The 25,661-nt window shown below is 68.2% G+C and carries 24 protein-coding genes and 1 pseudogene; 16 read left to right on the top strand and 9 right to left on the bottom strand.

The window, feature by feature from the left end:
- Nucleotides 1-51: 51 nt before the first annotated feature.
- Nucleotides 52-1,485: a short-chain fatty acid transporter gene (locus tag D8670_RS09985; protein WP_121817965.1), complete on the bottom strand. Its 1,434-nt coding sequence runs from the start codon at nucleotides 1,483-1,485 to the stop codon at nucleotides 52-54.
- A gap of 57 nt (nucleotides 1,486-1,542) precedes the next feature.
- Here D8670_RS09985 and D8670_RS09980 point away from each other — a divergent pair, with 57 nt between their 5' ends.
- From D8670_RS09980 to D8670_RS09960, 5 genes and pseudogenes are all read left to right on the top strand, one after another.
- Entirely contained in the window at nucleotides 1,543-2,769 is a 1,227-nt protein-coding gene (locus D8670_RS09980; RefSeq protein WP_121817964.1) for an MFS transporter, read from the top strand.
- 125 nt (nucleotides 2,770-2,894) lie between these two features.
- Nucleotides 2,895-4,183, top strand: a pseudogene (locus D8670_RS09975) (dicarboxylate/amino acid:cation symporter).
- Between the two features lie 272 nt (nucleotides 4,184-4,455).
- On the top strand, nucleotides 4,456-5,019 hold the full coding sequence (locus D8670_RS09970) for a GNAT family N-acetyltransferase (RefSeq protein WP_121817963.1): 564 nt from the start codon (nucleotides 4,456-4,458) through the stop codon (nucleotides 5,017-5,019).
- Nucleotides 5,019-5,603 (top strand): GNAT family N-acetyltransferase, encoded by a 585-nt coding sequence (locus D8670_RS09965; protein WP_121817962.1) that lies wholly within the window; start codon nucleotides 5,019-5,021, stop codon nucleotides 5,601-5,603. The genes D8670_RS09970 and D8670_RS09965 overlap by 1 nt, the downstream gene beginning before the upstream one ends.
- Entirely contained in the window at nucleotides 5,603-6,163 is a 561-nt protein-coding gene (locus D8670_RS09960; protein ID WP_121817961.1) for a GNAT family N-acetyltransferase, read from the top strand. Before D8670_RS09965 ends, D8670_RS09960 begins: the two co-directional genes overlap by 1 nt.
- Nucleotides 6,164-6,296: 133 nt before the next feature.
- On the opposite strand, the gene D8670_RS09955 is transcribed toward D8670_RS09960, so the two are convergent.
- Nucleotides 6,297-7,166: an SDR family oxidoreductase gene (locus D8670_RS09955; protein WP_121817960.1), complete on the bottom strand. Its 870-nt coding sequence runs from the start codon at nucleotides 7,164-7,166 to the stop codon at nucleotides 6,297-6,299.
- Nucleotides 7,167-7,269: 103 nt separating this feature from the next.
- On the bottom strand, nucleotides 7,270-9,285 hold the full coding sequence (locus D8670_RS09950; RefSeq protein ID WP_121817959.1) for an AMP-binding protein: 2,016 nt from the start codon (nucleotides 9,283-9,285) through the stop codon (nucleotides 7,270-7,272).
- 150 nt (nucleotides 9,286-9,435) lie between these two features.
- On the opposite strand from D8670_RS09950, the gene D8670_RS09945 reads away from it, so the two are divergent.
- Nucleotides 9,436-10,014, top strand: a complete 579-nt coding sequence (locus D8670_RS09945; RefSeq protein ID WP_121817958.1) for a GNAT family N-acetyltransferase — start codon at nucleotides 9,436-9,438, stop codon at nucleotides 10,012-10,014.
- 24 nt (nucleotides 10,015-10,038) lie between these two features.
- Here the strand turns inward: D8670_RS09945 and D8670_RS09940 are convergent, their stop codons facing one another.
- Nucleotides 10,039-10,284, bottom strand: coding sequence for a DUF8142 family protein (locus D8670_RS09940; RefSeq protein ID WP_121817957.1), 246 nt, complete (start codon nucleotides 10,282-10,284; stop codon nucleotides 10,039-10,041).
- Between the two features lie 117 nt (nucleotides 10,285-10,401).
- Here D8670_RS09940 and D8670_RS09935 point away from each other — a divergent pair, with 117 nt between their 5' ends.
- The 3 genes from D8670_RS09935 (at nucleotide 10,402) to D8670_RS09925 (ending at nucleotide 13,545) form a co-directional block, all read left to right on the top strand.
- The gene (locus D8670_RS09935) at nucleotides 10,402-12,087 is read left to right on the top strand and encodes an acyl-CoA mutase large subunit family protein (protein ID WP_121817956.1); all 1,686 of its coding nucleotides are present in this window, start codon (nucleotides 10,402-10,404) and stop codon (nucleotides 12,085-12,087) included.
- Between the two features lie 141 nt (nucleotides 12,088-12,228).
- Nucleotides 12,229-12,612 carry a methylmalonyl-CoA epimerase gene (gene mce / locus D8670_RS09930; RefSeq protein ID WP_121817955.1) on the top strand — a complete coding sequence of 128 codons (384 nt, stop codon included), beginning with the start codon at nucleotides 12,229-12,231 and terminating at the stop codon, nucleotides 12,610-12,612.
- A gap of 120 nt (nucleotides 12,613-12,732) precedes the next feature.
- Complete coding sequence (locus D8670_RS09925) at nucleotides 12,733-13,545, top strand: aldo/keto reductase (RefSeq protein ID WP_121817954.1); 813 nt, start codon at nucleotides 12,733-12,735, stop codon at nucleotides 13,543-13,545.
- 68 nt (nucleotides 13,546-13,613) lie between these two features.
- Here D8670_RS09925 and D8670_RS09920 read toward each other — a convergent pair whose 3' ends face one another.
- Both D8670_RS09920 and D8670_RS09915 read right to left on the bottom strand, forming a co-directional pair.
- A complete protein-coding gene (locus tag D8670_RS09920) occupies nucleotides 13,614-14,174 on the bottom strand; it encodes an NUDIX domain-containing protein (RefSeq protein WP_121817953.1) in 561 nt (186 codons plus the stop codon).
- 66 nt (nucleotides 14,175-14,240) lie between these two features.
- Nucleotides 14,241-14,864, bottom strand: a complete 624-nt coding sequence (locus tag D8670_RS09915; protein WP_121817952.1) for a ferredoxin--NADP reductase — start codon at nucleotides 14,862-14,864, stop codon at nucleotides 14,241-14,243.
- 128 nt (nucleotides 14,865-14,992) lie between these two features.
- Between D8670_RS09915 and D8670_RS09910 the strand changes: the two genes are divergently transcribed.
- Both D8670_RS09910 and D8670_RS09905 read left to right on the top strand, forming a co-directional pair.
- Nucleotides 14,993-16,744: a 2-oxoacid:acceptor oxidoreductase subunit alpha gene (locus D8670_RS09910; protein ID WP_121817951.1), complete on the top strand. Its 1,752-nt coding sequence runs from the start codon at nucleotides 14,993-14,995 to the stop codon at nucleotides 16,742-16,744.
- Nucleotides 16,741-17,604: a 2-oxoacid:ferredoxin oxidoreductase subunit beta gene (locus D8670_RS09905; RefSeq protein ID WP_121817950.1), complete on the top strand. Its 864-nt coding sequence runs from the start codon at nucleotides 16,741-16,743 to the stop codon at nucleotides 17,602-17,604. Before D8670_RS09910 ends, D8670_RS09905 begins: the two co-directional genes overlap by 4 nt.
- Before the next feature lie 124 nt (nucleotides 17,605-17,728).
- On the opposite strand, the gene D8670_RS09900 is transcribed toward D8670_RS09905, so the two are convergent.
- The gene (locus D8670_RS09900; protein ID WP_121817949.1) at nucleotides 17,729-18,382 is read right to left on the bottom strand and encodes a DUF6517 family protein; all 654 of its coding nucleotides are present in this window, start codon (nucleotides 18,380-18,382) and stop codon (nucleotides 17,729-17,731) included.
- Nucleotides 18,383-18,489: 107 nt separating this feature from the next.
- Between D8670_RS09900 and D8670_RS09895 the strand changes: the two genes are divergently transcribed.
- The 5 genes from D8670_RS09895 (at nucleotide 18,490) to D8670_RS09875 (ending at nucleotide 23,265) form a co-directional block, all read left to right on the top strand.
- Nucleotides 18,490-19,869 carry a geranylgeranyl reductase family protein gene (locus D8670_RS09895; RefSeq protein ID WP_121817948.1) on the top strand — a complete coding sequence of 460 codons (1,380 nt, stop codon included), beginning with the start codon at nucleotides 18,490-18,492 and terminating at the stop codon, nucleotides 19,867-19,869.
- A 348-nt stretch (nucleotides 19,870-20,217) separates the two neighbouring features.
- The gene (locus D8670_RS09890) at nucleotides 20,218-21,048 is read left to right on the top strand and encodes an aldo/keto reductase (RefSeq protein ID WP_121817947.1); all 831 of its coding nucleotides are present in this window, start codon (nucleotides 20,218-20,220) and stop codon (nucleotides 21,046-21,048) included.
- Nucleotides 21,049-21,114: 66 nt separating this feature from the next.
- Nucleotides 21,115-21,852: a hypothetical protein gene (locus D8670_RS09885; RefSeq protein WP_121817946.1), complete on the top strand. Its 738-nt coding sequence runs from the start codon at nucleotides 21,115-21,117 to the stop codon at nucleotides 21,850-21,852.
- Nucleotides 21,853-21,915: 63 nt separating this feature from the next.
- Nucleotides 21,916-22,107 carry a DUF7333 family protein gene (locus tag D8670_RS09880; RefSeq protein ID WP_121817945.1) on the top strand — a complete coding sequence of 64 codons (192 nt, stop codon included), beginning with the start codon at nucleotides 21,916-21,918 and terminating at the stop codon, nucleotides 22,105-22,107.
- Nucleotides 22,108-22,185: 78 nt separating this feature from the next.
- Nucleotides 22,186-23,265, top strand: coding sequence for a guanosine monophosphate reductase (locus tag D8670_RS09875; RefSeq protein WP_121817944.1), 1,080 nt, complete (start codon nucleotides 22,186-22,188; stop codon nucleotides 23,263-23,265).
- Between the two features lie 309 nt (nucleotides 23,266-23,574).
- Here D8670_RS09875 and D8670_RS09870 read toward each other — a convergent pair whose 3' ends face one another.
- Nucleotides 23,575-24,546, bottom strand: coding sequence for a phosphoadenosine phosphosulfate reductase family protein (locus D8670_RS09870; RefSeq protein ID WP_121817943.1), 972 nt, complete (start codon nucleotides 24,544-24,546; stop codon nucleotides 23,575-23,577).
- Nucleotides 24,547-24,693: 147 nt separating this feature from the next.
- A complete protein-coding gene (locus D8670_RS09865; protein WP_121817942.1) occupies nucleotides 24,694-25,563 on the bottom strand; it encodes an FRG domain-containing protein in 870 nt (289 codons plus the stop codon).
- Nucleotides 25,564-25,661: the final 98 nt, after the last annotated feature.

Here is a 25,661-nt window from a genome sequence, read left to right as displayed (position 1 = left end):
AGCGTGCCGGTCGATGTGTGAATAGTTTCAATTTCTACTACAGGCGGCCGATCAGTAGGGCAGGAGGAACAGTACGACCGCGAGGAATGGGATCAGCGCGAGCAGCATCGCGATGGCGTAGCCGAACATCTCGCGGGCCTTGATCCCGGTGATGGCGAGCAGGGGGATCGCCCAGAACGGGTTGAACAGGTTCGTGTGGGCGTCGCCGACCGCGTAGGCCATGGTCGCGTGCCCGATCGGGATGCCGAGGTCCTGGGCCGCCTCGACCACGGACGGCCCGATGACGATCCATTCGCCGCCGCCGGAGGGGACGAACAGGTTCACGACCGCGCCGGTGAGCCAGGCGATCACGGGGAACGTCTCCGTCGTCGACACCGCGAACAGCCCGTCCGCGATGGTCTGGGAGAGGCCCGAGGCGTTCATCATCCCCTGGATGCCGGCGAAGAAGGGAAAGAGGAGGATGATGCCGGCGGCGGCCTCCGCGGCCTCGCCGAAGCGCTCGCGGTACAGCGCGGGGCGCTGGTAGATCAGGAGCCCGGAGAACAGGAACGCGAAGTTGACCACGTTCAGGTTCCACCCGTCCAATCCCTGCGTCGCGAGCGTATAGGCGACCATGGCGACGCCGGTGAGCGCGATGAGGCCGCCGAGGAGGCGGCTGTTGTCGATCCGTTCGGCGGGCACCGGCCCGCCGTCGCCGTCCGCGGGCGCGCGCTCGCTCTCTGTCGCCTCGCCGCCGTCGGTCGCCGTTCCGAACAGTTCGTCCTCGGGGACGTACTCGGTGATCCCGTCGCTGCGCTCCGGCGCGGGCGCGAGGAGATAGAGCACGGCCGCGGCGAACAGAGTCGACAGCGCGGTCAGGGTCAGCGCGTACGCGCTGAAGATCGTCTGGCTCGTGGGGACGACGTCGGTGATTATCTCCTGCTGGATGAACTCGTTGCCCGGCGTGTTGAGCAGCAGCGGCGCGGACCCGGACAGCCCCCAGTGCCACGTCAGCCCGAGGCCCATGTACCCCGCGACACAGAGCAGGGGGTAGTGGACGTCGATCCCGCGCTCGTGGGCGGCCTTGCCCATCTCGCGGGCGAAGATGGCGCCGACGATGAGGCTCAGTCCCCAGTGGACCCACCCCATCACCATCGAGAAGACGCCGACGAGGACGACGGCCTGCTTGCCGTCGTTCGGTATCGACGCCAGCCCCTGCAGCGCGTCGTTCACCCGCGGGTGATAGGCGATCACGAACCCGGTCATCAGGATGAGCACCATCTGCATCGCGAACGTGAGGAACGCCCAGAACCCGTCCACCCAGAACTCCACCATCTCGAACGGGCCGACGTTCTCCACCGCGACGCCGACGCCGAACACCACGTACGTGAGGATGATCGCGAACAGGAACGGGCTCGGCATCCACCGCTCGACGACGTCCGCGAGTCGCCGCCCGGCGCGTTCGATGGCGTTGCCTCCGTTCGCAGTGCCTGTATCACTCGACATACTTGACGATCGTCGACAATACTACCTTTAAACCTTGCCCGATCGATGTTACGCCGGATGGCCGAGAGCGAGGGCGTCTATCGCGGGTGGCGGGTCGTCGTCGGCTGCTTCCTCGGAACGCTGGTCGTCTTCGGCGTCTCGTACTCCTACAGCGTGTTCCTGGGGCCAGTCCAGTCGGACCTCGCCCTCTCCCGCGCCGACGTGTCGCTGGTGTTCTCCGTCCAGACCGCAGTGATCTACGTCGCCGCCGCGGGGATCGGCGTCCTCGCCGACCGGTACGGCGTCCAGCGACTGCTCGCGCTGGGCGCCGGCCTCTTCGTCGCTGGCGCCGCCCTCGCGACGCGCGCTCGGACGCTGCCGGCGCTCCTGCTCTCTTACGGCGTCGTCGCGGGGGTCGGCCTCGGCGCGGTGTACGTGGTCTCGTACGCGACGGTCCCGCGGTGGTTCGGGCGCCGGCGCGGCCTCGCGGCCGGTATCGCTACGGCCGGCCTCGGCGTCGGGATGCTCGCAGTCGCGCCGGCGGCCAGCCGTCTCGTCGGGGCGACGGGGTGGCGGACGACCCTGCTTGCGCTGGCCGGCGGCGCGGCGGTCCTGCTGGCGGCGGCGGTCGCCCTCGTCGCGGACGACCCGCCGAGCCGCGGCGTCGACCCGACGCCCGAGTTCCCCGACGGCTACCCCGAGAGGCCGCCGACCGACTGGGCGACCTACCGCGACGAGGTCGTCGCCGTCGCCGCCTCCCGGACGTTCGGCCTCGTGTTCGCCGGGTGGGTGCTCGTCTACGCGACGCTGTACGTCGTCTTCGTCCACGTCGTCGCCCACGCCGGCGCGGTCGGCATCGGGGAGCGGGCGGGCGCGCTGGCGCTGGCCGCCGTCGGCGCGACGACGAGCGCCGCCCGCGTCGCCGTCGGGTGGGCGGCGGACCGGCTCGGCCGCCACCGCACGTTCGTCGCGTGCTCGGCGGCGATGGGCGCGGCGACGCTCGCCCTGCCACTGGTCGACACCGCAGTCGGGCTGTTCGCGTTCGCAGCCGTCTACGGCGCGGCCTACGGCGGCAACGGCGCGCTGCTCTCGCCGCTGACGACGGACCTGTTCGGGACGGCGAACCCGAACGCCGTGTTCGGCCTCGTCTCACTCTCGTTCGCCGTCTCCGGGCTGGTCGCCCCCTGGGCCGCGGGCGCGACGTTCGATGCGACGGGATCGTACGCGCCGGCCTTCCTCGCCGCGGGGGCGGCGGGACTGGCGGGTTCGGCGCTCATCGCCCTGGCGGGCCGGGAAGGGGCGTGACGCGTCGGACCGGCCGCACGCGGTTTCGGGGGACCGACGGCCGCGGCGCGCGATCTACCGGCAACACTTATGCAAACGATCGATGAAGCCCGGACCGGGTGGAGATATTGTCATCCAGTGGCGCGATGCGGTACTGGCGACGGTACCGCTCGATACCGATAGTGTACCGGATCGGCGCGGCGTTCGTGCTCGGGTCGCTGTTCGGACTCGCAGTGGGGGAACCGGCGACGCGACTCCAGCCGCTCGGCGACCTGTTCGTCCGGCTGCTGAGCATGATAATCATCCCCATCATCGTGTTCACGCTGGTGATGGGCGCGCGGAAGCTGTCGCCGAGCAGCCTCGGAAAGATCGGCGGACAAGTGGTGTTGCTGTACGCCGTCACGTCCGCGTTCGCCGTCTTCATCGGGCTCGCCGTGGGGAACCTGATAAACCCGGGACGGGCCTGGAGCTGACCGACGCGGAGCCGCAGGAGGCCGAGGCGCCGGACCTCCAGGAGGTGTTTCTCGGCATCGTCCCCGAGAACCCGATCGGCGCGATGGCCGCCGGGGACGTGTTGCCGACCATCTTCTTCGCCATCGTGTTCGGCCTGGCGCTGGCGATGATCCAGGAGAGCGCCGAGGACGAGGCGGTCCTGCGCGGGGTGGAGACCATCTTCGACGTCGTCGAGGCCGGGGCCGAGGCGATGTTCAAGATCGTCTGGGGCGTCATGGAGTACGGCATCGTCGGCGTGTTCGCCCTGATGGCGGCGGTGTTCGGCGAGGCCGGCGTCGACGCCATCGTCCCGTTCGCGCTGCTCATCTTCGCGGTGGCGCTGGCCGTGACCCTCCACATCGCCGTCGTCCACCTCGGCGGCATCGTCGTGCTGCTCGTCGGGCAGTCGCCGCGCGGCTTTCTCGCCGGCGGCAAGGAGGCACTGATCACCGCCTTGAGCATCCGTTCGTCGAGCGGCACGCTCCCGGTGACAATGTCGAACGCCGACGAGAACCTGGGGATCGACGAGAGCGTCTACAGCTTCTCGCTCTCGCTCGGCGCGACGATAAACATGGACGGCACGGCGATGTACTAGGGCGTTGTCGCCATCTTCGCCGCCAACATCGCCGGCGTCTCGCTGACGATCGGCGAGCAGCTCACCGTCGTCGCCATCGCGGTGCTCGCGAGCGTCGGCGCGGCCGGCGTCCCCGGCACCGGGCTGATCATGCTGACGCTCGTGCTGACTCAGCTCGGCCTGCCGCTGGAGATCGTCGGCTTCGTCGCGGGGGTCGACCCCATCCTCGACCGGATGCGCACGATGACGAACATCAGCGGCGACCTGGCGGTGACGACGCTCGTCGCCAAGTGGAACGACGCGGTCGACTTCGACGGCGGCACGTGGGTCGAGCGCGGATCGCCCGCGGCGACCGCCACCGACGACTGACGGCGACGGAGGAGGTCCACCGTCCGATGCCGATCGCGGGCGGTAGACGGGGACGACGCCGCCCGGGCGTCGCCCGGCGGTCCGCCGACCGGCGCGGTGCGACCGTTCGTCAATGAGTAACAGTCTCTCGAAATCGATTTAATCCTCCCCTCCGATCCCGGTGACATGTCAACCGAGCTCTCCAGACGCGGCGACCGCGTCGCGCGCTCCGCGACCGAACGTTCGGTCGGGTGCCGAGACGGACTGCGCCCCGTGAGCGGAGGTGACGACTGATGCCGGGACCGATCGTCGAGGCCGGCGACGAAGTCACGCTGCGTACCGTCGAGCGCGAGGACGCCGCCTTCCTCCAGCGGTTCTACGCGGACCCGTGGGCCCGCGTCGGCGTCCACGCCGACGGCCACAAGAACGAGGCCGAGGTCGAGGAGGCCATCGAGGAGGAGTTCGAGGACGACGCGAACGCGGTCTACCTCGCCTGCGTCGACGACCCGGACGCGCCCTACGGCCACCCCGACGAGGACGAGACGACGCCGGTGGCGTTCGTGTTCGTCTCCCACGTCGACCGCGACCGGCCGGGGATCGTCCACTGGGTCGCGCCCGAGTTCCGGGGCGAGGGGTACGGCGAGGCGGCGCTCGAACTCGTCGTCGACACGCTGTTCCGGACGTACGACGCGCACTCGCTGACCGCGGCCGTGCTGGACGGCGACGACGCCCGGGAGCGCTTCGAGGCGCTCGGGTTCGTCCACGAGGGCGCGAACCGGGAGATGCACTTCGTCGAGGGCGAGTACCGCGACGCCCACCAGTACGGGCTGCTCCGACGCGAGTGGGAGGGCGAGTGATGCCCGGACCCGTCATCGAAGAGGGCGAGCGCGTCGTCCTCCGCACGGTCGAGCGCGACGACGCCGCCTTCCTCCAGCGGTCCCGCACCGACCCCCGGATCCGGTGGCCCCTCGGCGCGATCCACCACGGCAACCGCGCCGAGTCGGAGGAGGCCATCGAGGAGTGGCTGGAGAGCGACGGCGCCGCAGCCTACCTCGCCTGCGTCGACGACCCGGACGCGCCCTACGGCCACCCCGACGAGGACGAGACGACGCCGGTCGGTACCGTGACCGCACGGCACCTCGACGGCGACCGGCCGTGGCTGGCGTACTGGCTGCTCCCCGAGCACCAGGGCGAGGGCTACGGCGGCGAGATGGTCGAACTCGCCGTCGACACGCTGTTCCGGACGTACGACGTCCGCGGCGTCAGCGCGGGCGCGTACGACTTCAACGAGGCGTCGCGGGGCCTGCTCGAATCCCTCGGGTTCGTCGAGGAGTCCCGTCGCCGCGAGGCGCGGTTCGTCGACGGCGCATACCGCGACGAGATACAGTACGGCGTCCTGCGCGAGGAATGGGAGGCCGGCGATCGTCCGCGAAGCGACTGATGCCCGGTCCCGTTATCGAGGCGGGCGAGCGCGTCGCGCTTCGTACGATCGAACGCGACGACGCCGCCTTCCTCCAGCGATCGAACACCGACCCGCGCGTGCGGTTCCTGCTCGGCTCCTTCGTCCACGGGAACCACGCGGAGCGCCGCGAGCAGGTGGAGGAGGTCGCGGAGGGCGAGGGCACGCGCGGGTTCGTCGCGTGTCTGGACGACCCGGACGCGCCCGCCGGTCACCCCGGCGACGCGACGACGCCGATCGGGGCGGTGCACGCCTACGGCGTCGACGGCGAGCGGGCGTGGATCTCGTACTGGCTGCTCCCGGAACATCAGGGTCACGGCTACGGTCGGGAGGCGGCCGAACTCCTCGTTGACCTCGTGTTCCGCGAGAGCGGCGTCCACGGCGTCAGCGCCGGGGCGTACGCCCACAACGACGCGTCGCGGGGCGTCCTCGAATCTCTCGGGTTCACCCAGGACGTCCGCGAGCGCAAGGTGGAGTTCGCGGACGGCGCGTACCGCGACGCCTGCACGTACAGCCTCCTCCGCCGCGAGTGGCGGTCGTAGCGCGAGGGCGACCGCTCCGTCGGCCGGGCCGTGCGCCCAGCGACGTCAGAGGCGTCCCCGGCGCGGCCGGGGAGGCGCCGGACCCGCCCGCTGAGGCACCCGCCCGCGTCGGTGATGGGCGCCTCGCTTACCGTTACTCGTAGGTCAGCGTCATCCCGCCGTCGAACAGCAGGTCGCCGCCGTTGAGGTGCTGCGCGTGCTCGGAGAAGCCGAACACGAACAGGTTGGCCACGTCGACGGGGTCCATCATCTCCTTCACGCGGGACTGGCCGAGCATCACGTCGTCTATCACCTCGTCGACGGAGATGCCGCGCTGCTCGGCCGTGTCGGGGATCTGGTCGGTGACCAGCGGCGTCTTCACGTACCCGGTGCTGATGGAGTACGCCCGGAGACCGTCGCCGCCCTCCGCGGCGATGGACTGCGTGAGGCCACGGAGACCGAACTTGGAGACGTTGTAGCCCACCTTGTCGGAGGTGACGAAGTGGCCGTGGACCGACGCCATGTTGCCGACGGCGCCGACGCCGTCCTCCGTCTCGCGGATGTGCGGGATGGTTCGTTTCGCGAGGTACAGCGGCGCGCGGAGCATCACGTCGTGCATCCGGTCGTACTGCTTCATCGGGAAGTCCTCGATCGCGTCGATGTGTTGCATCCCGGCGATGTTAGCGAGATAGCGGAGGGTGCCGTGGCCGGCGGCCGCCCCCACGATGCGCTCGATGTCCTCGTCGTCGGTGAGGTCGCCGACCACCGTCTCGACGCGCCCGTCGGCGCCGATCTCCTCCGCCAGTTCTGCCGTCTCCGCGAGGCCGTCTTCGTCGACGTCGGTGGCGACGGCGGTCACCCCGTTCGCGGCCATCGCGACCGCGGTCGCCCGCCCGATCCCGGACCCCCCACCGGTGACGAGACAGACCGTCTCCTCCGTGAAGTGGTCGTCGTCGACGAACAGCAGCGAGTCGTCGTCGACCGGTCGCGCTTCGAGACGTTCGTGTGTGTCACTATCAGACATACAGTATCGGACGGCCCAGACTACCCAAAACCCGGCGGTTGATATGTACACTGCGAGGCGACGAGAGCGGACGGCGGGCACCGTCGACCGACGGCGTGAACGCCTACCGCGCCGCGGCGATCTCGTCTAGGGCGTCGGGGTTCTCGATGCTGCTCATGTCGCCCAAGTCCTCGCCGGTGTAGGTCGCCTGGATGGCGCGGCGGATGATCTTGCCGGACTGGGTTTTCGGGAACTCGTCGACGAACAGCACCTCGCGGGGCCGGAAGGGTTTGCCGAGTTCCTCGCCGACCTGCTCGCGGAGGTCCTCCCGCAGGTCGTCGGACTCCCCGACGCCGTCCTCGGTGACGACGTAGGCGACCACGGCGGTGCCGGTCGTGTCGTCCGGCGCGCCGATCGCCGCGGCCTGGTTCACGTCGGGGTGCTCGATGAGCGCCCCCTCGACCTCCGCGGGACCGACCTTACGCCCGGCGACGTTGAGCGCGTCGTCGGCCCGGCCGTGGAGGAACCAGAAGCCGTCCGCGTCCTTCTGGGCCCAGTCGCCGTGGTCCCAGAGGTCCTCCCACGTCGACCAGTACTCCTCCAGGTAGCGCTCGTCGCCGCTCCAGAGGCTCTTGGTCATCGACGGGCAGGAGTCGCGGGCGACGAGGAACCCGCGCTCGTTCGTGTCGGCGATCGACTCGCCGTCGTGGTTCACGATGTCGATGTCCATGCCGAGGCCGGGGCCGCCGAGCGTGCAGGGCTTGAGGTCCTGGATGGGCATCGGCATGAGGAAGCAGCCGCAGATCTCCGTGCCCCCGGAGATGTTGACGATCGGCGCTTCCCCCCCGCCGACGTGCTCGTAGAACCACTGCCAGGACTCGGGGTCCCACGGTTCACCGGTCGAGCCGAGAATGCGGAGGCTGGAGAGGTCGTGGCCCTCGACCCACTCGTCGCCCTGCTTGCGCAGCGCCCGGATGGCGGTCGGGGAGATGCCGAACTGGGTGATCCCGTGGCGGTCGATCATCTCCCAGAACCGATCGGGTTGCGGGTAGTCCGGCGCGCCTTCGTACATCACGACGGTCCCGCCGAAGGTGTGCGTCCCGATCAGCGTCCACGGCCCCATCATCCAGCCGATGTCGCTCACCCAGAAGAAGCGGTCCGCGGGCTTCAGGTCGAAGCCGAAATGGAGTTCCTTCGCGCACTGCACCTGCACGCCGGCGTGGGTGTGAACGATCCCCTTCGGCTTGCCGGTCGTCCCCGACGAGTACAGCAGCATCGACTCCTGGTCGGCGGGCAGTTCCTTCGTCTGGAACACGTCGTCCTGCGGCTCGACGGCGTCGCTCCACCACTCGTCGCGGTCGTCCGTCCACGGAATGTCGACCGCTCCGTCGTCCTCGCTCGCGCCCAGCCTGTCGTAGACGACGGTGTGCTCGACGTGGCCGGCCTCCTCGATCGCCTCGTCGGCCGTCTCCTTCAGCGTGACGGGGTCGCCGCGGCGGTAGAACCCGTCGCCGGTGAACAGCACCGAGCACTCGCTGTCCGCGATGCGGGTGGCGGTCGCGTCCACGCCGAACCCCGAGAAGATCGGCACCGCGACCGCGCCGACCTTGAAACAGCCGTAGAGGATGGCGATGACCTCGGGCACCATCGGCATGTACAGGCCCACCGTGTCGCCCGTCCCCACCCCCTGCTCGTCGAGGTAGTTCGCCACCTTGTTCGCCTGCCGCTGGAGCTCGTGGTAGGTGACCTCCCGGATCTCGCCGTCCTCGCCCTCCCAGATACAGGCGACCTTGTTGCGCGTCTCCACGTCGACAGCGGCGTGGCGGTCCAAGACGTTGTGCGAGATGTTGATCGTCCCGCCGGGGTACCAGTCCGTGAACTGCGGCCCCTCGCTGTCGTCTCGCACCTCGTCGTAGTCCTCGTAGAACTCGACGTCGAGGTAGTCGACGACCTCGTCCCAGAACCAGTCGACGCCGGACGCCTCGACGCCCTCCACCTCGCTCGTGGTTCGCCGGATCAGGTCGTCGTAGTCGTCGACGCCGTACGTCTGCATGAACTCGTACACGTTCGTCGACTCCACGAACGCGTCGGACGGTTCGTGCACCACATCGTCTAGCTCCGCCAGTGATTCCGACGCCATGCTTGTCGTGCAAATTTCACCGCATCTGCAAAGTACTTTCCCGCGATCCGACCGCTTTGCCGAGTTCTGCCGGCGGGTCGCCGGCCCCGCCGTCCCCGGAGACGCCACCACTCACAAATACTTTTTGCCCGGCGGCGCGAAGGTTTCGATATGTACGTTCGGGACGCGAAAAACCGGGAGGAGGTCTGGCTGCTGGACCACATCGAGGAGATGGGGCTGGACGAGACAGCGTTCCGTTCGCGCGACTACGTCATCGCCCTCGACGAGGAGACGGGCGAGAAGTCCGGGTTCGGCCGCATCCGGATCCACAAGGTCGACGGCGACGACGTCTGCGAGCTCACGAGTATCGGCGTCCTGCCGGTGTGGCGCGGGCAGGGTGTCGGCGCCCACGTCGTCGAGCGGCTGATCGAGCACGCCCGCGACGAGGGCTTCTCGTTCGTGTACGCGCTCGTGGACGAGCCGAGCTACCTCACGCAGTTCGGCTTCGAGCGCATCGGCGAGAACGAGCTCCCCGAGGCGCTGCAGGGGCGACTGGAGGACAAGCGCGAGAACATCTCCCCGGAGGCCGTCCCGATGGTGCTGTCCGTCTCGGAATTCGTCATGCCCGCGCGCCTCCGCGAGGCGTTCAAGGGCGCCGAGGCCGGCGGCGACGAGGAGCCCGAAGAGTCCCCGGAGGACTTCGGGATCGACCCCGACAGCGCCTCGTACAAGTACGACACCGGCCGCTGACCGTACCGGGGTCGGTCCGAAGCGTTACTCCCCCACGCGGTCGTCGGGCGCGCCGCCGCGGTCGTGCGCGAACCCGCCCTTGAACGCGATCCAGCCGATGACGCTGATAAAGAGGATGGGCGGGAGGATGGCGAACCCCCAGAGCGGGTTGACGCCCCACATGAGGATCAGGAGCAGGTTCCCGACGCCGAGAACGAGAAACGGCGCGATGTACAGCGCCGCCCGCCGGCGGTCAACGTCCTCGTCGTCAGTGGGAATGGGCGTCGACATACCCGTACGTCCGTCCCCCGCCGGCAAAAAGTGCCCGGTGCCGTTCGACCGCGGCCACCCCGGCGGAGTTGCGCGATTCGTCAAGGATTAAGTCCCGGGGAACCCTCGTTTTTAATAATGTTCGACCCGGACGACCTCGAAGCGATACGCGAGACCAAGTCGGAGTGGGAAGCCGAGGACGTCGAACCGACGGTGGAGCGGTTCGGGGAACGGAAAGAGGAGTTCGAGACCGACACGGGCGGCCGGACGGTCGACCGGCTGTACACGCCCGACGACGTCGCCGACATGGACTACGAGGAGGACCTCGGGTTCCCGGGGCGCGAGCCGTACACCCGCGGCGTCTACTCGACGGGCTACCGCGGCCGCCTGTGGACGATGCGCCAGTACGCCGGCTTCGGGACCCCCGAGGAGACCAACGAGCGCTTCAACTACCTGCTGGACGAGGGCCAGACCGGGCTCTCGATGGCGTTCGACCTGCCGACGCAGATGGGGTACGACTCCGAAGACGCGATGGCCGCCGGCGAGGTGGGGAAGTCGGGCGTCGCCATCGACACGTTAGACGACATGGAGACCGTCTTCGACGGTATCCCGCTCGACGAGGTGTCGACGTCGATGACGATCAACGCGCCCGCGTCGGTGCTTCTGGCGATGTACATCGCCGTCGGCGACAAGCAGGGCGCTGACCGCGAGGAACTGCGGGGGACCATCCAGAACGACCTGCTGAAGGAGTACATCGCCCGCAACACCTACATCTACCCCCCCGAGCCGTCGATGCGGATCATCACGGACATCTTCGAGTTCTGCGCCGAGGAGACCCCCAAGTTCAACACCATCTCCATCTCGGGGTACCACATCCGCGAGGCCGGATCCACCGCCGCGCAGGAGCTCGCGTTCACCCTCGGCAACGGGATCGAGTACGTCGAGGCGGCCATCGACGCCGGCCTCGACGTCGACGAGTTCGCCCCCCAGCTCTCCTTTTTCTTCAACGCCCACAACAACATCTTCGAGGAGGTGGCGAAGTTCCGCGCCGCCCGCCGGATGTGGGCCCAGATCATGGACGAGCGCTTCGACGCGGAGAACCCCAAGTCGAAGCAGTTGAAGTTCCACACCCAGACCGCCGGCTCCACCCTGACCGCCCAGCAGATCGAGAACAACGTCGTCCGCGTGTCCTATCAGGCGCTCGCCGCCGTGCTCGGCGGCACCCAGAGCCTCCACACGAACGGCAAGGACGAGGCGCTCGCGCTCCCGACGGAGGAGAGCGTCCGCACCGCGCTCCGCACCCAGCAGATCCTCGCTCACGAGTCCGGCGCGGCCGACACCATCGACCCGCTCGCCGGCAGTTACTACGTCGAGAGCCTCACCGACGAACTCGAAGCGGAGGCGTTCGACCTCCTCGACACCGTCGACGACAAGGGGGGGATGCTCCGCGCCGTCGAGGAGCAGTGGGTGCAGCGACAGATCCAGGACACCGCCTTCGAGCGCCAGCAGGAGATCGAGGAGGGCGACCGGATCATCGTCGGCGTCAACGAGTTCGAGACCGACGACGAACCGGAGATGGACATCCAGGAGGTCACCGAGGAGGACGAGCGCCGACAGATCGACCGCCTGGAGACCGTCAAAGCCGACCGCGACGAGGAGGAAGCGCAGGCCGCGCTCGCCGCGCTCCGCGAGGCCGCCGAGGGCGACGAGAACGTGATGCCGTACATCGTCGACGCCGTGAAGGCGTACGCGACGGTCGGCGAGGTCTGTAACGTCCTCCGGGACGTGTTCGGCGAGTACCACCCCGGGAGCGCGCTGGGCTGACCTTTTTATATCGAGGCGCGGCCAGCAGCCGTCGTGACCTGAGAGGGATCGCGCGACGGCCGAGGCGGGTGCGCGACGCACCGTCGCGCGCGGCGACGCGTCGCCTGTTCATTTTAGTGGCTACTCCCCGTTCGTCCGCGCATGCAGTTCGACCACGCCGGCATCGCGACCGACGACGCCGACCACCTCGCGGACCTGTACGCCGACCTGTTCGACGCGCCGGTCGCCCACGAGGAGGCACTCGACGACCTCCGGGTCGTCTTCCTCGATCTGGGCAACGGCTACTTCGAGTTGCTGGAACCCACCGACGGGGGCACCGTCGCGGACTACCTCGACCGGAACGGGCCCGGGATCCACCACCTCGCGCTCGAAACGGACGACGTCGAGGCGGCGCTCGACGCCGTGCGGGACCACGGCGTCGACCTGATCGACGAGGAGCCGCGGCCGGGCGCGTGGGGCCACGACGTCGCCTTCCTGCACCCGAAGTCGACCGGCGGGATCCTCGTCGAGTTCGTCGAGCACTGATAGGGACTGCTGTAACCGGTTACCGGTGTTCGGCAACACCGGTCGCCGAAATACCGAAATGACGTACAGCAGTTCCTATGACCGGCCCGCTTTCTTTGCGGTGGCTGCCGTACGGCGTTCATGGAGACAGTCACCGCACAGGGCGTCGAGGTCCCGGCGCTCGGCCTCGGCACGGCCCGGATGGAGGGCGAGGAGTGTCGCCGGGCGGTCGAGACGGCGTTGGATCTGGGGTACAGACACGTCGACACCGCGCAGATGTACGAGAACGAGGAAGCGGTCGGCGCGGCGATCCGCGACCACGAGGTCGACCGCGACGACGTGTTTCTCGTCACGAAGGTCCACCCGTCGAACCTCGCGCGCGAGGACGTGTTCGACTCGTTCGAGGGGAGCCTCGACCGCCTCGGCGTGGAGTACGTGGACCTCCTGTTGATCCACGCACCGCGGTCGTACGCAGATACCGCGGAGACGCTCGGCGCGATGAACGAACTGCAGGAGGCCGGAAGCGTCGAGCACGTCGGCGTAAGCAACTTCTCGGCCGAGCAACTGGAAGAGGCGATCGCGGCCTCCGCGACGCCGGTCGTCACGGACCAGATGGAGTACCACCCGTACAACGAACAGACCGACCTGCTCTCGTTCTGCATCGAGGAAGACGTGCTCCTCACGGCCTACAGCCCGCTCGGGAAGGGGAAGATCGTCGACGACGAGACCCTCGCCGAGATCGGTGAGCGGTACGACAAGACCCCGTCGCAGGTCGCGCTCCGGTGGCTGCTCCAGCAGGAGAACGTCGCCGCGATCCCGAAGGCGTCGAGCGAGGAGCACCTCCGGGAGAACGCCGCGGTCTTCGACTTCGAGCTGACGAACGAGGAGATGGAGGCGGTGTTCGAACTGCAGGGCGGCCTGCTCGACCGGCTCCGGTCGGTACTCGGCCTCTGAGGCCGTTTCCTCACCGATCGGTCGGCATCACAATCGCCTCTGGGGCGTGGTCCGGCGTCAACACCGCGCTAGGGACGCTGCGCCCGGTCGTGGTCGGTCGCCCACTCGTGCACTCGCGACTGGACGACCGGATGGACGACGTCGGGCGGCGACTGCCACCACTCCGTCGCCGTCACGTCATCGCCCGCCGGCGTCGGCGTCCCCGCGTCGTAGTCGGCGTCGAAGAAAGCCCAGAGGCTGTGTATCGTCGGGCCGTCGGGATCGTCCGCGGCGACGGTCCGTCGCCGCCGAACCTGATAGAGGTCGCTGACCGTGCACGTCACGCCGGTGGCGTCGCGGACGGCACGCGTCGCCGCGGCTTCGAGCTGTTCGCCCGGGGTCGCGGCGGCACCGGGGACGCCCCACGCGCCGGCCGACTCCCGGGTCCGCACGAGCAGGACCCGATCGCCGTCCAGCACGCACGCGCTCGCGCCGCCGACGCGACCGTCCTCGGCCCGCTCGCGGGCGAGGGCGAACTCCTCGTCCGTCAGTTCGACGGTGTCGCCCGCCACGCGGAACCCGTCGTACCCCGCGCTGAGGTGATCGAGGCGCTCGTTGACCGCCCGGCGGGTACGTTCGAACAATGACATGTAAGATAGCCAATCATGCGCGGTACTTAGTTCCCGCCGTTCTTTTATCCCGCCGCAGTCCGGCGGTTAGCCGAAGTTCTCGACCTTCGCGTCGTCCGGGTCGCCGCCGGCGGCCTCGACGGCGGCCAGCGAGTCGTCGACGAACTCGCGGAACCCGAACACGTACACCTGCCCGCCGCCGGCGACCTCCGCGACCGCCTCGTCGAGGCTGCCGCCGGTGACGATGACGGTCGCGCCGCCCGCCGACAGCGCGGCGAGACGCTCCTCGTGCGCGGGCGAATCGTCCTGATACACGATAGCCACGTCGTGGCCGTCCGCCAGCGCGCGCTCGCCCATCCCGACGGCGGGACCGACGCCCGGTCCGCCGGCGAGCAGGACCACGTCCTCGTCCTCGTAGAACACGGTGCCGAACGGCCCCTCGACCGAGACCTCGTCGCCCGCGTCGAGGTCCGCTAACCAGGGGCTGAGGTCGCCGTCGGGGTCGACGCCGACCGTGATCTCGAAGGTCCCCTCGACGTCCGGGGAGGAGAGGGTGTAGTGTCGCGATACTTCCTCGCCGTCGACCGTCGCGCGCAGGAGCACGAACTGGCCGGGTTTCGCGTCGAACCCGTCGGGCGTCTCCAGTTCGAGCGCGACCGTGTCGGCGCCGACGGACCGGACGTCGCGGACCGTCACCTGAGTTGCGTCCATGGGCGTATCGTACTCGAGGGCGAGTCAAAGGCCTTCCTTTTACGCCGGACGCGTATCTATCACTTACGATTTGTTGGGTTGGTGTTTCAGAAGGCTTTTGATTTGGTGGGGGCTACTCCTACGTCAATATGGCCGAGGACCTGAACTGGGCGATCGGTGGGGAAGCCGGCGACGGCATCGATTCCACCGGAAAGATCTTCGCGCAGGCACTCTCCCGAGCAGGACGGCACGTGTTCACATCCAAGGACTTCGCGTCCAGGATCCGCGGCGGGTACACGGCGTACAAGATCCGTTCGTCGACAGATCGGGTCCAGAGCGTCGTCGACCGCCTCGACATCCTCGTCGCGCTGACCCAGCGCACCATCGACGAGAACGTCGAGGAGCTCCACGACGACAGCGTCGTCATCTACGACGGCGAGCGCTCCTGGGACGCGGAGATCCCCGAGGGCGTCACGGGCGTCGACGTCCCGCTGAAGTCGCTCGCCGAGGACGCCGGCGGGGCGATCATGCGCAACGTCGTCGCGCTCGGCGCCGCCTGTCAGATCGCCGACTTCCCGATCGAGAACCTCGACGAGTCGCTCGAGAAGCGCTTCGCCAGCAAGGGCGAGAAGCTCGTCGAGAACAACAAGCAGGCCGCCCGCCTCGGTCAGGAGTACGTCGAGGAGAACTACGACGACCTGCCCGAGTACAGCATCGACACCACCGACGAGGACCTCGTCCTCCTGAACGGCGACGAGGCGATCGGCATGGGCGCGATCGCCGCCGGCTGTCGGTTCTACTCCGGCTACCCGATCACGCCCGCGACGGACGTGATGGAGTACCTGACCGGTCGCATCGACCAGTACGGCGGCACCGTCGTCCAGGCCGAGGACGAGCTCTCGGCGATCAACATGGCGCTCGGCGCGGCCCGCGCCGGTGCCCGCGCGATGACGGCCACGTCCGGGCCGGGGATCGACCTCATGACCGAGACGTTCGGCCTCGTCGCCACCAGCGAGACCCCGCTGGTCATCTGCGACGTGATGCGCTCGGGCCCCTCGACCGGGATGCCGACCAAGCAGGAGCAGGGCGACCTCAACATGACGCTGTACGGCGGCCACGGCGAGGTGCCGCGGTTCGTCGTCGCGCCGACCACGGTCGCGGAGTGTTTCCAGAAGACCGTCGAGGCGTTCAACCTCGCCGAGAAATATCAGCTCCCGGTCTATCTCGTCTCGGACCTCGCGCTCGCGGTGACGGAACAGACGTTCAAGCCCGAGGAGTTCGACATGGACGCGATCGAGATCGACCGCGGGAAGGTCGTCGACGAGGACGACATCGACCAGTACCTCGACGAGCAGGACCGCTTCCAGCCCCACTACGACGCCCCGGACGGGGTCAGCCCCCGCGCGTTCCCCGGTACGGACGGCGGCGCCCACATGTCCACCGGCCTCGAGCACAACGAACTCGGCCGCCGAACAGAGGACACCGACGAGCGCGTCAAGCAGGTCGACAAGCGCAACCGGAAGGTCGAGACCGCCGAGCAGGAGGAGGACTGGGACTACCGCGAGTTCGGCGACGAGGACGCCGACACCCTCGTCATCTCCTGGGGATCGAACGAGGGCGCGATGGTCGAGGCGCTCGACTTCCTCGAGGACGACGGCATCGACGTGCGCTTCATCTCGGTGCCGTACATCTTCCCGCGTCCGGACCTCACCGAGGAGGTCGAGGCGGCCGAGGAGGTCATCGTCGTCGAGTGTAACGAGCAGGGCCAGTTCGCCGACCTGCTGGAGCACGACACCCTTACCCGCCTGAAGCGCGTGAACAAGTACAACGGCGTTCGGTTCAAGGCCGACGAACTGGCCGACGATATCAAGGCCGAACTCGAAGCGGAGGTTACACCATGAGCTCGGAAATCCGATTCACTGACTTCAAGTCCGACAAGCAGCCCACCTGGTGCCCCGGGTGCGGCGACTTCGGCACGATGAACGGTATGATGAAAGCGCTCGCCGAGACCGGCAACGACCCGGACAACACGTTCATCTGCGCCGGTATCGGCTGCTCCGGCAAGATCGGGACGTACATGCACTCGTACGCCCTCCACGGCGTCCACGGGCGCGCGCTCCCGGTCGGCACCGGCGTCAAGCTCGCCAACCCCGACCTCGAAGTGATGGTCGCGGGTGGCGACGGCGACGGCTACTCCATCGGCGCGGGCCACTTCATCCACGCCGTCCGCCGGAACGTGGACATGACCTACGTCGTCATGGACAACCGCATCTACGGCCTCACCAAGGGCCAGGCCTCGCCCACGTCGCGGGAGGACTTCGAGACGAGCACGACGCCCGAGGGCCCTAAGCAGCCCCCGGTCAACCCGCTCGCGCTCTCGCTCGCCGCCGGCGGCACGTTCATCGCGCAGTCGTTCTCCTCTGACTCCCAGCGCCACACCGAAATCGTCCAGAAGGCCATCGAGCACGACGGCTTCGGCTTCGTCAACGTCTACTCGCCGTGCGTGACGTTCAACGACGTCGACACCTACGACTACTTCCGCGACTCCATCGTCGACCTCGCCGACGAGGACCACGACCCCACGGACCGCGAGGCCGCCAAGAAGAAGATCCTGGAGGGCGACAAGGAGTACCAGGGCGTCATCTATCAGGACGAGAACTCCGTCCCCTACAGCGACCTCCACGGCCTCGACGCGAACATGTCCGAGATCCCGGACGGCGCGCCCGAGGACGCGATGGACCTCGTCCGCGAGTTCTACTAAGACGACCTTTTTTCCGCTCGGATTCGCTCGTTTCGCTCGCGCGGACATTTTCGAGAACTCCGCTCGTCCGTACTCCTCGCTACTGGACTATCCGCACTGACGAGAGGAGAGACCGCGACGCCGACTACTCGTCGCCGTGTTCGACCGACTGCATCAGCGTCTCGATGTTGTACTCCTCTTCGGGCCGCTGGGTCGGGTGCGCGCCCATCATGACGACCCAGTCGCCGTCGTGTTTGACCTTCGTGATGTACACCGCGACCTCGACCTCCTGTCCCTCGAACTCGGTGGTGCCGGTAAAGCGCGTCACGTTCGCCGATTCGCCGAGCACGCCGTTGACCGTCTTCGACTCGTCGACCGTGAAGTCTGTGCCGCGGTACTCCTCGGGCATCTCCGACTGGAACCGGTCGAGCAGTTCCTCGTTGGACATCTCGCTGAGCGGATTGAACGACCGCCCCAGCACTTCTACTTCCGGGATCGACGTGGTGGCGAACATGGCTATCTGCTGTTCCCGGTCGAGGAACTCGTCGGTCTTGGCGTAGACGTTGGCGTGCCCCTCGACAGCCACGTCGCGGTCGACGCGCTCGATAGTGCGGTTCTCGCGCAGGGACTGGGACTCCTCGTGCGTGTAGCCAGTCTCGTCGAGTCCGCTCTCGCTTACGGTCGCGTTCGACGCCTCGAACTCGAGCGGTTCGTCCCCGAGGACGAACCCGATGCATCCGCTGGTCGCGAGCAACAGCGCGACTCCTATCACTGCGGCGACGTGTGCGTTCCGTCTCATGATCGTTGTAAAGTAGTCGGGGATCGTATATGTCTTCCGCCCCCGGACAACGATCCGGCGGTGTGGCGACTGTTTGCACCCGTTTTTTATGAGATGGACTCGAACGAATGTCAATAATGGCAGACACGTACGATATCATCGTCGTCGGTGGTGGGACCGCGGGGTGTTTCGCCGCGGCGACGGCGGCCGGCGAGGGCCTCGACGTCGCACTCCTCGAGCGCAAGTCCGAGGAGGAGGCGGGCCACATCGCGTGCGGGGACGCTATCAAGGGCAAGAGCACGTTCCCGGACGTGATCGACCGCGAGTACCTGAAAGAGGAGTCGTTCCAGAACCAGAAGATCACGCGCGCCGTCTTCGAGAACCCCCACTCGGGCGACGACATCGACATCCCGCTCGGCACTCAGGGCGCGGTTCTCGACCGGAAGCGCTACGGCGAGGTACTCCTCGAAGAGGTCGACCGCCTCGGCGTCGACATCGAGTACAATACGGTCGTCCAGGACGTCGTGCAGGCCGACGACGGCCGGGTGACGGGGGTTCGCGCCAAGCGCCGCGGCGAGGCCCAGACCTACGAGGCCGACGTGGTCGTCGACGGCGCGGGCGCGCTCTCTATCCTGCAGGACAAGGCGGATCTGGCCGATGCTACCTTCGACACCAACGTCGACTACTCGCAGTTCTGCTCGGCGTACCGCGAGATCGTCCACGTCGACGAGCCGGTCGAGTGGGACGACGCCATCGTGTTCAAGCCGACCGAGGAGCTGGGGTATCTCTGGTACTTCCCGCGCTCCTCGACGGAGATCAACGCGGGGCTCGGCTTCCAGATGAACAAGGAGCCGATGGAGCTGGTCGACGTGCTCAAGCGCGACCTGGAGAACCGCGAGGAGTTTCAGGGCGCCGAGGTCGAGGACAAACTCGGCGCGGCGCTCCCGACGCGCCGGCCCTACGACTCGGCGACGGCGCCGGGCTTCGTCGCGGTCGGCGACGCCGCGGGCCACGTCAACCCCACCACCGGCGGCGGCATCCCCGGGGCCGCGAAGGCCGGCCACTGGGCGGCCGAGCGAGCGATCGCGGCCGTCGAGGACGACGACCCGAGCGAGGAGACGCTCTGGGAGTACAACCGGCAGGTGATGCAGGACTTCGGCAAGCGCTTCGCCGCCATGGACCTCTACAACATCTTCGGCGGGGCCCACGACGTGGACGAACTCGTCGCCGTCGTCTCCTCGCTCCCCGGCCAGCAGCTCGTCGACGCGCTCGGCAGCGAGGGCACCTCCTCGATGGGCCCGTGGCTCAAGCTCAAGACCATCGTCAAGACGTTCGGCCACTGGGACACGCTGTACGAACTGTACAAGGTCCACGAGTGCGCCGAGCGCCTGAAGGACGTGTACGACGATTACCCGACCTCCCCCGCCGGCTTCGAGGACTGGCGCCGCCGCCGCGACGCCATCATGGACGACGTCTACGAGATCACGGGCGCGGAGCCGAAGTACTGAGACGACACTACGACCTTTTTCCCGTTGGGGTTCGCTCACTTCGCGAGCGAACCTCTCACGGCAAAAAGCTCGGCCAAAAAGTCCGGCCGCTCCCTCCGGTCACGCCCGAGAACTGCTCACTCCGGTCGCGGACGTTCGTCGCTGACAACCTACCCTTCCCCGTCCGCACGAACGAAGTGAGTGCGGATTCGGAAGACGCTTTGCGTCTTCCGGCGAGTCGCGCGACGCTCGCCGCGGAGGCTCGCACCGCGCGCCCGGCCCCGTCGTTGGTGCGTGGTAACGTCCCAGTCGGCCTATACGTTCTCCGCATCCCGAACCCCTTTCCGCGTGACGGCCCTCGTTTCGACCATGTCTCAGGAGCAGATTTCTTCCGATAGCGTAGCGCGCGTCGACGGCATGCCGATGCTCGGTCTCGGAACGTGGCAGAACACCGACGCCGACCAGTGCGCCGAGAGCGTCCGAACGGCGCTGGAGGCGGGGTACCGGCACATCGACACGGCGCAGGCGTACGACAACGAGCGCTTCGTCGGCGAGGGCATCGCGGCGGCGGACGTCGACCGGGAGGACGTGTTCCTCGCGACGAAGGTGTGGACGGACAACCTCGCCTACGAGGACGTGATCCACACGGCGCGGGAGAGTCTGAACAAGCTCGACGTCGACTACGTCGACCTGCTCTACGTCCACTGGCCGGCCGGCGAGTACGACGCCGCGGACACGCTGCCGGCGTTCGACGAGCTGTACGACGACGGCCTGATCGAGCGCGTCGGCGTGAGCAACTTCGAACCCGAGCAGGTCCGCGAGGCGAAGGAGGTCCTCGACGCGCCGCTTTTCGCCAATCAAGTCGAGATGCACCCGCTCCTGCCCCAGGAAGACCTGCAGGCGTGTGCCGAAGCGGAGGGCGTGAACCTCGTGGCGTACTCCCCGCTGGCCCGCGGCGAGGTGTTCGACGTCCCCGAGATTCAAGAGGTGGCGGAGAAACACGACGCGAGCGAGGCGCAGGTCAGCCTCGCGTGGCTCCGCGAGAAGGGCGCGACGGCCATCCCGAAGGCCACCGGCATGGAGCACATCCGCGACAACCTCGGCAGCGCCGCGCTCGACCTCGACGCGGAGGACGTCGAGACCATCGACGGCATCGACCGTCGGGAGCGCCAGATCGATCCGGACTGGGCCCCGTGGTAAGGAACTGCAGTCCAACGCCGCGGTAGGGCCGGAAAACTGAAACCGGGTTATCGTGTCTATGCCTGTATGGCTACCAGGTCTAGGAGCGGCGGTCTCTTCGGCGCGATAGCGGTCGACCTGCGGCGGTTACACGAGACCTGGATGGAACTGGTCTTCCCGCGACAGCGCGAGTCCGCCCACTCCGTCCTCGGCAAGTGGACGCCGAACACGACGACGGGGTGGATCGGCTACCGACTCTGGGGCGCGATCGGGGCGCTCGTCGTCGCGCTTCTCTACCCGCTCGCGCTGTTCGGCGTCATGACCCGGTTCTACGCGCGCAAGTTCGACGGCACGGCGACGCGGATCGGCATCCTCGGCGTCGTCGCCGTCTCCGTCGTCCTCTGGGGCGCGCTCACGCTGTTCGCGAGACTGCGGTTCTCGTTCGCGGGCTTCCTCGCGGTGGGCGCCGCCGGCGTCGTCGCCACCGTCTCCGCCGCGCTCGCCGTCGTGTTCTCCCGCGTCGGCGGCCGCGCGACGACGGTGCTGCTCGGCTACCCGTTCGGCACGACCGCGATATTCCTGCCGCCGGTCGTCGCGGCGCTGTACTCGCCGACGCTCGCGAACGCCGTCTTCCCCCAGAGCGAGTCGCTGGCCATCTGGATCCTCGACAACGTGCTGTACGTCGGCGGGATCAACGAGTACCTGCGCTCGCAGTACTCGCTGCGGGGGCTGGGCTACGTCGGCATGTGGTTCGGCATCGCCGTGCCGCTGGGGTGGGTCCTCGGGAGCGTGGTGACGCTCGCGGACCTGATCCGCCCCGAGTGAGGGCCCCGCGCGACCGATCGATCTCGGTACTATTACGGTTTCCTCGTCCCTAGACCGACGCGTATGGAACTCGACCTCGCCAAGACGGCGGTCGCGTTCGTCGCACTGATCGCGGTCGGCGTCGGCGGCCTGATCGCCGCGCCGATGATGACGACCGAAACGGTTCTGATGATGGTGATGCCGTCGATGGTCGCGTTCGGGCTGATCTGCCTGGGGATCGGCGTCGCGCACGGTCGGTACCGCGCGGCGCACTGAGAGGGAACGAACCGCTGTGCGGACCCCTGTCCCCGATCGGTACGCTTTTGCCGCTAAGCCCGATACGTGGATGGCGGTATGGACGACCTGAGAACGGGACTCTCGTACGGCGACGTGTTGCTGGTACCCCAGCGGTCGCCGGTGGAGAGCCGCTCCGACGTCGATCTGTCGACCAGTCTCACGGACGACCTCGAACTGGGAACGCCGCTGCTGTCGGCCCCGATGGACACCGTCACCGAGTCGGCGGCGGCAGTCGCGCTTGGCGAGGTGGGCGGCTTCGGCACGATCCACCGCTTCGCGAGCATCGAGGAGCAGGCTGCGGAGGTACGGACCGCCGCCGAGGCCGGCCAGCGCGTCGGCGCGGCGGTCGGCATCAACGAGGACTACCTCGACAGGACCGAGGCCGTCGTCGAGGCGGGCGCCGACTGCGTGATGGTCGACGTGGCCCACGGCCACCTGGAGTCGTGTCTCGACGCCGTCTCCCGCCTCCGCACGGAGTTCGGCGACGTGGACCTCGTCGTCGGCAACGTCGCCACGCCGGACGGCGTCCGCGACCTCTACAGCGCGGGCGCGGACTGCGTGAAGGTCGGCATCGGTCCCGGGTCGCACTGCACGACGCGGAAGGTGGCGGGCGCGGGCGTCCCCCAGCTGACGGCGGTCGACGACTGCGCCGAGGTCGCCGACGACCTCGGGATCACCACTATCGCGGACGGCGGTATCCGCTCCTCCGGCGACGCCGTGAAGGCACTGATGGCGGGCGCGGACGCCGTGATGATGGGCAGCCTCTTCGCCGGCACCGAGGAGGCGCCCGGCGAGACCGTCGAGGTCGACGGCCGCAAGTACAAGCGCTCCCGCGGCATGGCGACGACCGCCGCCAACGAGGACCGCACGGACAAGGAGGTCGACGTCGACGCCGACGAGGGCGTCGAGGGCCTCACCGAGTACAAGGGCCCGCTCGGAGACGTGGCCGAGGAGTTCGCCGCCGGCATCCGGTCGGGCCTGAGCTACTGCGGCGGCCACACCATCGAGGAGGCCCGCGAGGGCGCGGAGTTCATCCGCGTCGCGGCGAGCGCCCGCGAGCGCGAGGGGGCACACTCGGACGACGAGTGGGAGACGGTCACCGTCGACCACGGCGTCGCCCGCGAAACCGAGCAGTAACCGGATTCTTCGAGACCGCACCCCCGCCGAGGGGGGAGTGTGTGGCTCTCGCGGCGGTTTTCACCGCTGGGCTGGCGCGAACGCGCCCGCCGCGTTCGGCGAGCGGGTGAGCGAACGCTATCGGTTCCCGATCAACCGCCGGAAAAAGCGTCCGCGCGAACGAAGTGAGTGCGGTTCGCCGCGGCGATCGTACGGCGGTGAGGCCGCCGTTTCACCGCGGCCGAACGTCGCGAGGCCGCAGAGGGTTTTTGGCCGAACTGTTTCGCGTGAGGGTCCGCTTCGCGGACCCGAACGTCCAAAGTGGTCGTCTTACATGTAACCGAGGTCGCGCAGGCGCTCCATCAGGTCCTCCTTGTCCTGGGCGCGGCCGGCGCGCTCGGTCGTGTTCTCCATGTCCTGCAGCCAGGCGGGCTCCTCGGCGGACTTGTCCGTCGAGACCTCGCTCCCCAGCGAGCGGAACCCGGCGAAGTACTTCGGCGACACCGGCACGTCCTCCTTCTCGACGCCCTCGGGCAGGTCGTCCTGGCCCTGCGGGACGTAGCCGTCGTCCGGGAACTCCTCGACGGTGTCCGGCACGACGAAGTTCCAGAACGCGTCCCAGACGGCGGGCTCGTCGAACTGGAGGATCGGCTGCACGCGGTCGTGCGGGGGGTAGATGTCGGGATCGTGACGCGGTGAGAAGAACGTCTCGTCGGCGCGGGCCTCCTGCTCGTCCCAGCGGACGCCGGAGAGGATGCCGTCGACGTCGTGTTCCTCGATGGCGTCGTTGAGCGCGACGGTCTTCAGCAGGTGATTGCCGACGTAGGTGTCGAGCAGGAACGGGAACGTGTCCTCCTCGTACTCGAGGATGTCGCGGACGTGGTGCTGGTTGTGCTCCGAGAGCTCGTCGATCGGGATCTCGTCGCCGGGTTCGAGGCCGTTCTCGTCGACGTACTCGCCGACGTCCTCGTTGCGCGCCCAGATGACGTCGAGGTCCCACTCGTCGGCCCAGTGGTCGACGTAGTCGATGAGTTCGTCGAAGTGCTGGTAGTGGTCGATGAAGACGACCGGGGGCACTTCGAGGTCGAAGCGGTCCGCGACCTCCTTGACGAAGTAGAGGGTGAGCGTCGAGTCCTTGCCGCCGGTCCACATGACGACCGGGTTGTCGTACTGCTCGAGGCCCTCCTTCGTGACTTCGATGGCCTTCTCGATCTTGTGGTTGATCGAGGGGTAGTCGGCGGGGTCCTCGCCCTCGCCGTCGCTGTAGTCGACGTCCACGTAGTCGGGGAAGTCTGCTGACATCGTGTAATGAGATATAATTAGGAGAGGTAAAAGTCTAATGGACGAACGGGGGGTGAAACCCTTGTGAAAGCGTGCCACAGACCCCGAGGCGGCCGAACGCGGGATCCGGGCCGTTCGAGCCGCGCGGGCCGCCGGACGGCCGCTCCGTCACTTCTCGCGGTCGGACGGCGACCCCTGGTGCTCGTTGTCGGGCGCCGACACCTGGTCCCCGTCGACGGGCGTGTAGTATCGCTCCAGCCAGTCCGCGAGCCCGTCGAGACCGGGGAACAGCATCCGCTCGGTGATGTTTGCGGCGTCGAGCTTGTCGCGGATCTCCATCTTGACGTCGCTCGGGATCACGACCTTCCGGTAGCAGTCGGGGTGGTCGCGGAGCCAGTCGCCGAGGTGGCGCTCCGGTCCCGGGAGGACCGAGAACAGCGCGAACTGGTTCACGATCCGCTCGTCGAGTGACGGCGGCTCGAAGAAGACGGGGGCGGGGTCCGCGTCGGCCGCGTCGAACAGCCGGTCGAACTCCCCCAGCGTGGCCGCACTTTCCGTCAGGTCGTCCGTGGTGAACACGTGCGCCGTGTCGAGCGAGTCGCGCAGCTCCGACGGGAGCTTCGAGGCCGCCTCGTCGACGTCGACCACCCACACCGCGCCGTCCTCGTCGAGCCGGTCCAGGTCCGCCGTCGCGAAGTGGAGCCCCACGAGCGGCGAGAACGTCCAGTCGAGGAGCCGGGTCGGGAGCCCGTGGTGCTGCGCGACCGACAGCCGGCGCCAGACGGACGCGGACGACAGCGACCTGTCGCCGGCGTACTTCGTGAAGTTGCGCAGGACGTCCCCCTCTATCGCCGCGCCGTGGGACGCGTCCGGCCCGAGGCGGGCCAGCGAGGTACGGAGGTAGGCGTCCGCGCTCGCGTGGCCGCGGTAGGCGTACGAGGTCCGGAACCGGTTGATTGCCGGGTTCCACGAGTCCTCGTACAGCAGCTCCTGGGCGTGCGTCCAGGACCTCGCGCGGACCGTTCGCTGGTCGTCCATGTCGGTTCGGTGACGATCGTCGGTTCGGTCGTCTCGGTCGGGGTCCGCACGTCCGATCCGCGTCGACCGATCCTCCCGTTCGGCGGTACCAGATAGTC

It is taken from the genome of Halostella limicola (assembly GCF_003675875.1).
Lineage (GTDB): Archaea > Halobacteriota > Halobacteria > Halobacteriales > Natronoarchaeaceae > Halostella > Halostella limicola.
This window is presented reverse-complemented; position numbering and strand designations above follow the sequence as displayed.

Excerpts from the sequence above, each read along its gene's own strand:
- D8670_RS09970 (WP_121817963.1), top strand. The coding sequence starts at position 4,456 with ATGCCGGGACCGATCGTCGAGGCCGGCGACGAAGTCACGCTGCGTACC.
- D8670_RS09925 (WP_121817954.1), top strand. The coding sequence starts at position 12,733 with ATGGAGACAGTCACCGCACAGGGCGTCGAGGTCCCGGCGCTCGGCCTC.
- D8670_RS09945 (WP_121817958.1), top strand. The coding sequence starts at position 9,436 with ATGTACGTTCGGGACGCGAAAAACCGGGAGGAGGTCTGGCTGCTGGAC.
- D8670_RS09935 (WP_121817956.1), top strand. The coding sequence starts at position 10,402 with ATGTTCGACCCGGACGACCTCGAAGCGATACGCGAGACCAAGTCGGAG.
- D8670_RS09870 (WP_121817943.1), bottom strand. The coding sequence starts at position 24,546 with ATGTCAGCAGACTTCCCCGACTACGTGGACGTCGACTACAGCGACGGC.
- D8670_RS09895 (WP_121817948.1), top strand. The coding sequence starts at position 18,490 with ATGTCAATAATGGCAGACACGTACGATATCATCGTCGTCGGTGGTGGG.
- mce (WP_121817955.1), top strand. The coding sequence starts at position 12,229 with ATGCAGTTCGACCACGCCGGCATCGCGACCGACGACGCCGACCACCTC.
- D8670_RS09905 (WP_121817950.1), top strand. The coding sequence starts at position 16,741 with ATGAGCTCGGAAATCCGATTCACTGACTTCAAGTCCGACAAGCAGCCC.
- D8670_RS09910 (WP_121817951.1), top strand. The coding sequence starts at position 14,993 with ATGGCCGAGGACCTGAACTGGGCGATCGGTGGGGAAGCCGGCGACGGC.
- D8670_RS09920 (WP_121817953.1), bottom strand. The coding sequence starts at position 14,174 with ATGTCATTGTTCGAACGTACCCGCCGGGCGGTCAACGAGCGCCTCGAT.
- D8670_RS09950 (WP_121817959.1), bottom strand. The coding sequence starts at position 9,285 with ATGGCGTCGGAATCACTGGCGGAGCTAGACGATGTGGTGCACGAACCG.
- D8670_RS09965 (WP_121817962.1), top strand. The coding sequence starts at position 5,019 with ATGCCCGGACCCGTCATCGAAGAGGGCGAGCGCGTCGTCCTCCGCACG.
- D8670_RS09985 (WP_121817965.1), bottom strand. The coding sequence starts at position 1,485 with ATGTCGAGTGATACAGGCACTGCGAACGGAGGCAACGCCATCGAACGC.
- D8670_RS09915 (WP_121817952.1), bottom strand. The coding sequence starts at position 14,864 with ATGGACGCAACTCAGGTGACGGTCCGCGACGTCCGGTCCGTCGGCGCC.
- D8670_RS09940 (WP_121817957.1), bottom strand. The coding sequence starts at position 10,284 with ATGTCGACGCCCATTCCCACTGACGACGAGGACGTTGACCGCCGGCGG.
- D8670_RS09980 (WP_121817964.1), top strand. The coding sequence starts at position 1,543 with ATGGCCGAGAGCGAGGGCGTCTATCGCGGGTGGCGGGTCGTCGTCGGC.
- D8670_RS09875 (WP_121817944.1), top strand. The coding sequence starts at position 22,186 with ATGGACGACCTGAGAACGGGACTCTCGTACGGCGACGTGTTGCTGGTA.
- D8670_RS09865 (WP_121817942.1), bottom strand. The coding sequence starts at position 25,563 with ATGGACGACCAGCGAACGGTCCGCGCGAGGTCCTGGACGCACGCCCAG.
- D8670_RS09955 (WP_121817960.1), bottom strand. The coding sequence starts at position 7,166 with ATGTCTGATAGTGACACACACGAACGTCTCGAAGCGCGACCGGTCGAC.
- D8670_RS09900 (WP_121817949.1), bottom strand. The coding sequence starts at position 18,382 with ATGAGACGGAACGCACACGTCGCCGCAGTGATAGGAGTCGCGCTGTTG.
- D8670_RS09890 (WP_121817947.1), top strand. The coding sequence starts at position 20,218 with ATGTCTCAGGAGCAGATTTCTTCCGATAGCGTAGCGCGCGTCGACGGC.
- D8670_RS09960 (WP_121817961.1), top strand. The coding sequence starts at position 5,603 with ATGCCCGGTCCCGTTATCGAGGCGGGCGAGCGCGTCGCGCTTCGTACG.
- D8670_RS09880 (WP_121817945.1), top strand. The coding sequence starts at position 21,916 with ATGGAACTCGACCTCGCCAAGACGGCGGTCGCGTTCGTCGCACTGATC.
- D8670_RS09885 (WP_121817946.1), top strand. The coding sequence starts at position 21,115 with ATGGCTACCAGGTCTAGGAGCGGCGGTCTCTTCGGCGCGATAGCGGTC.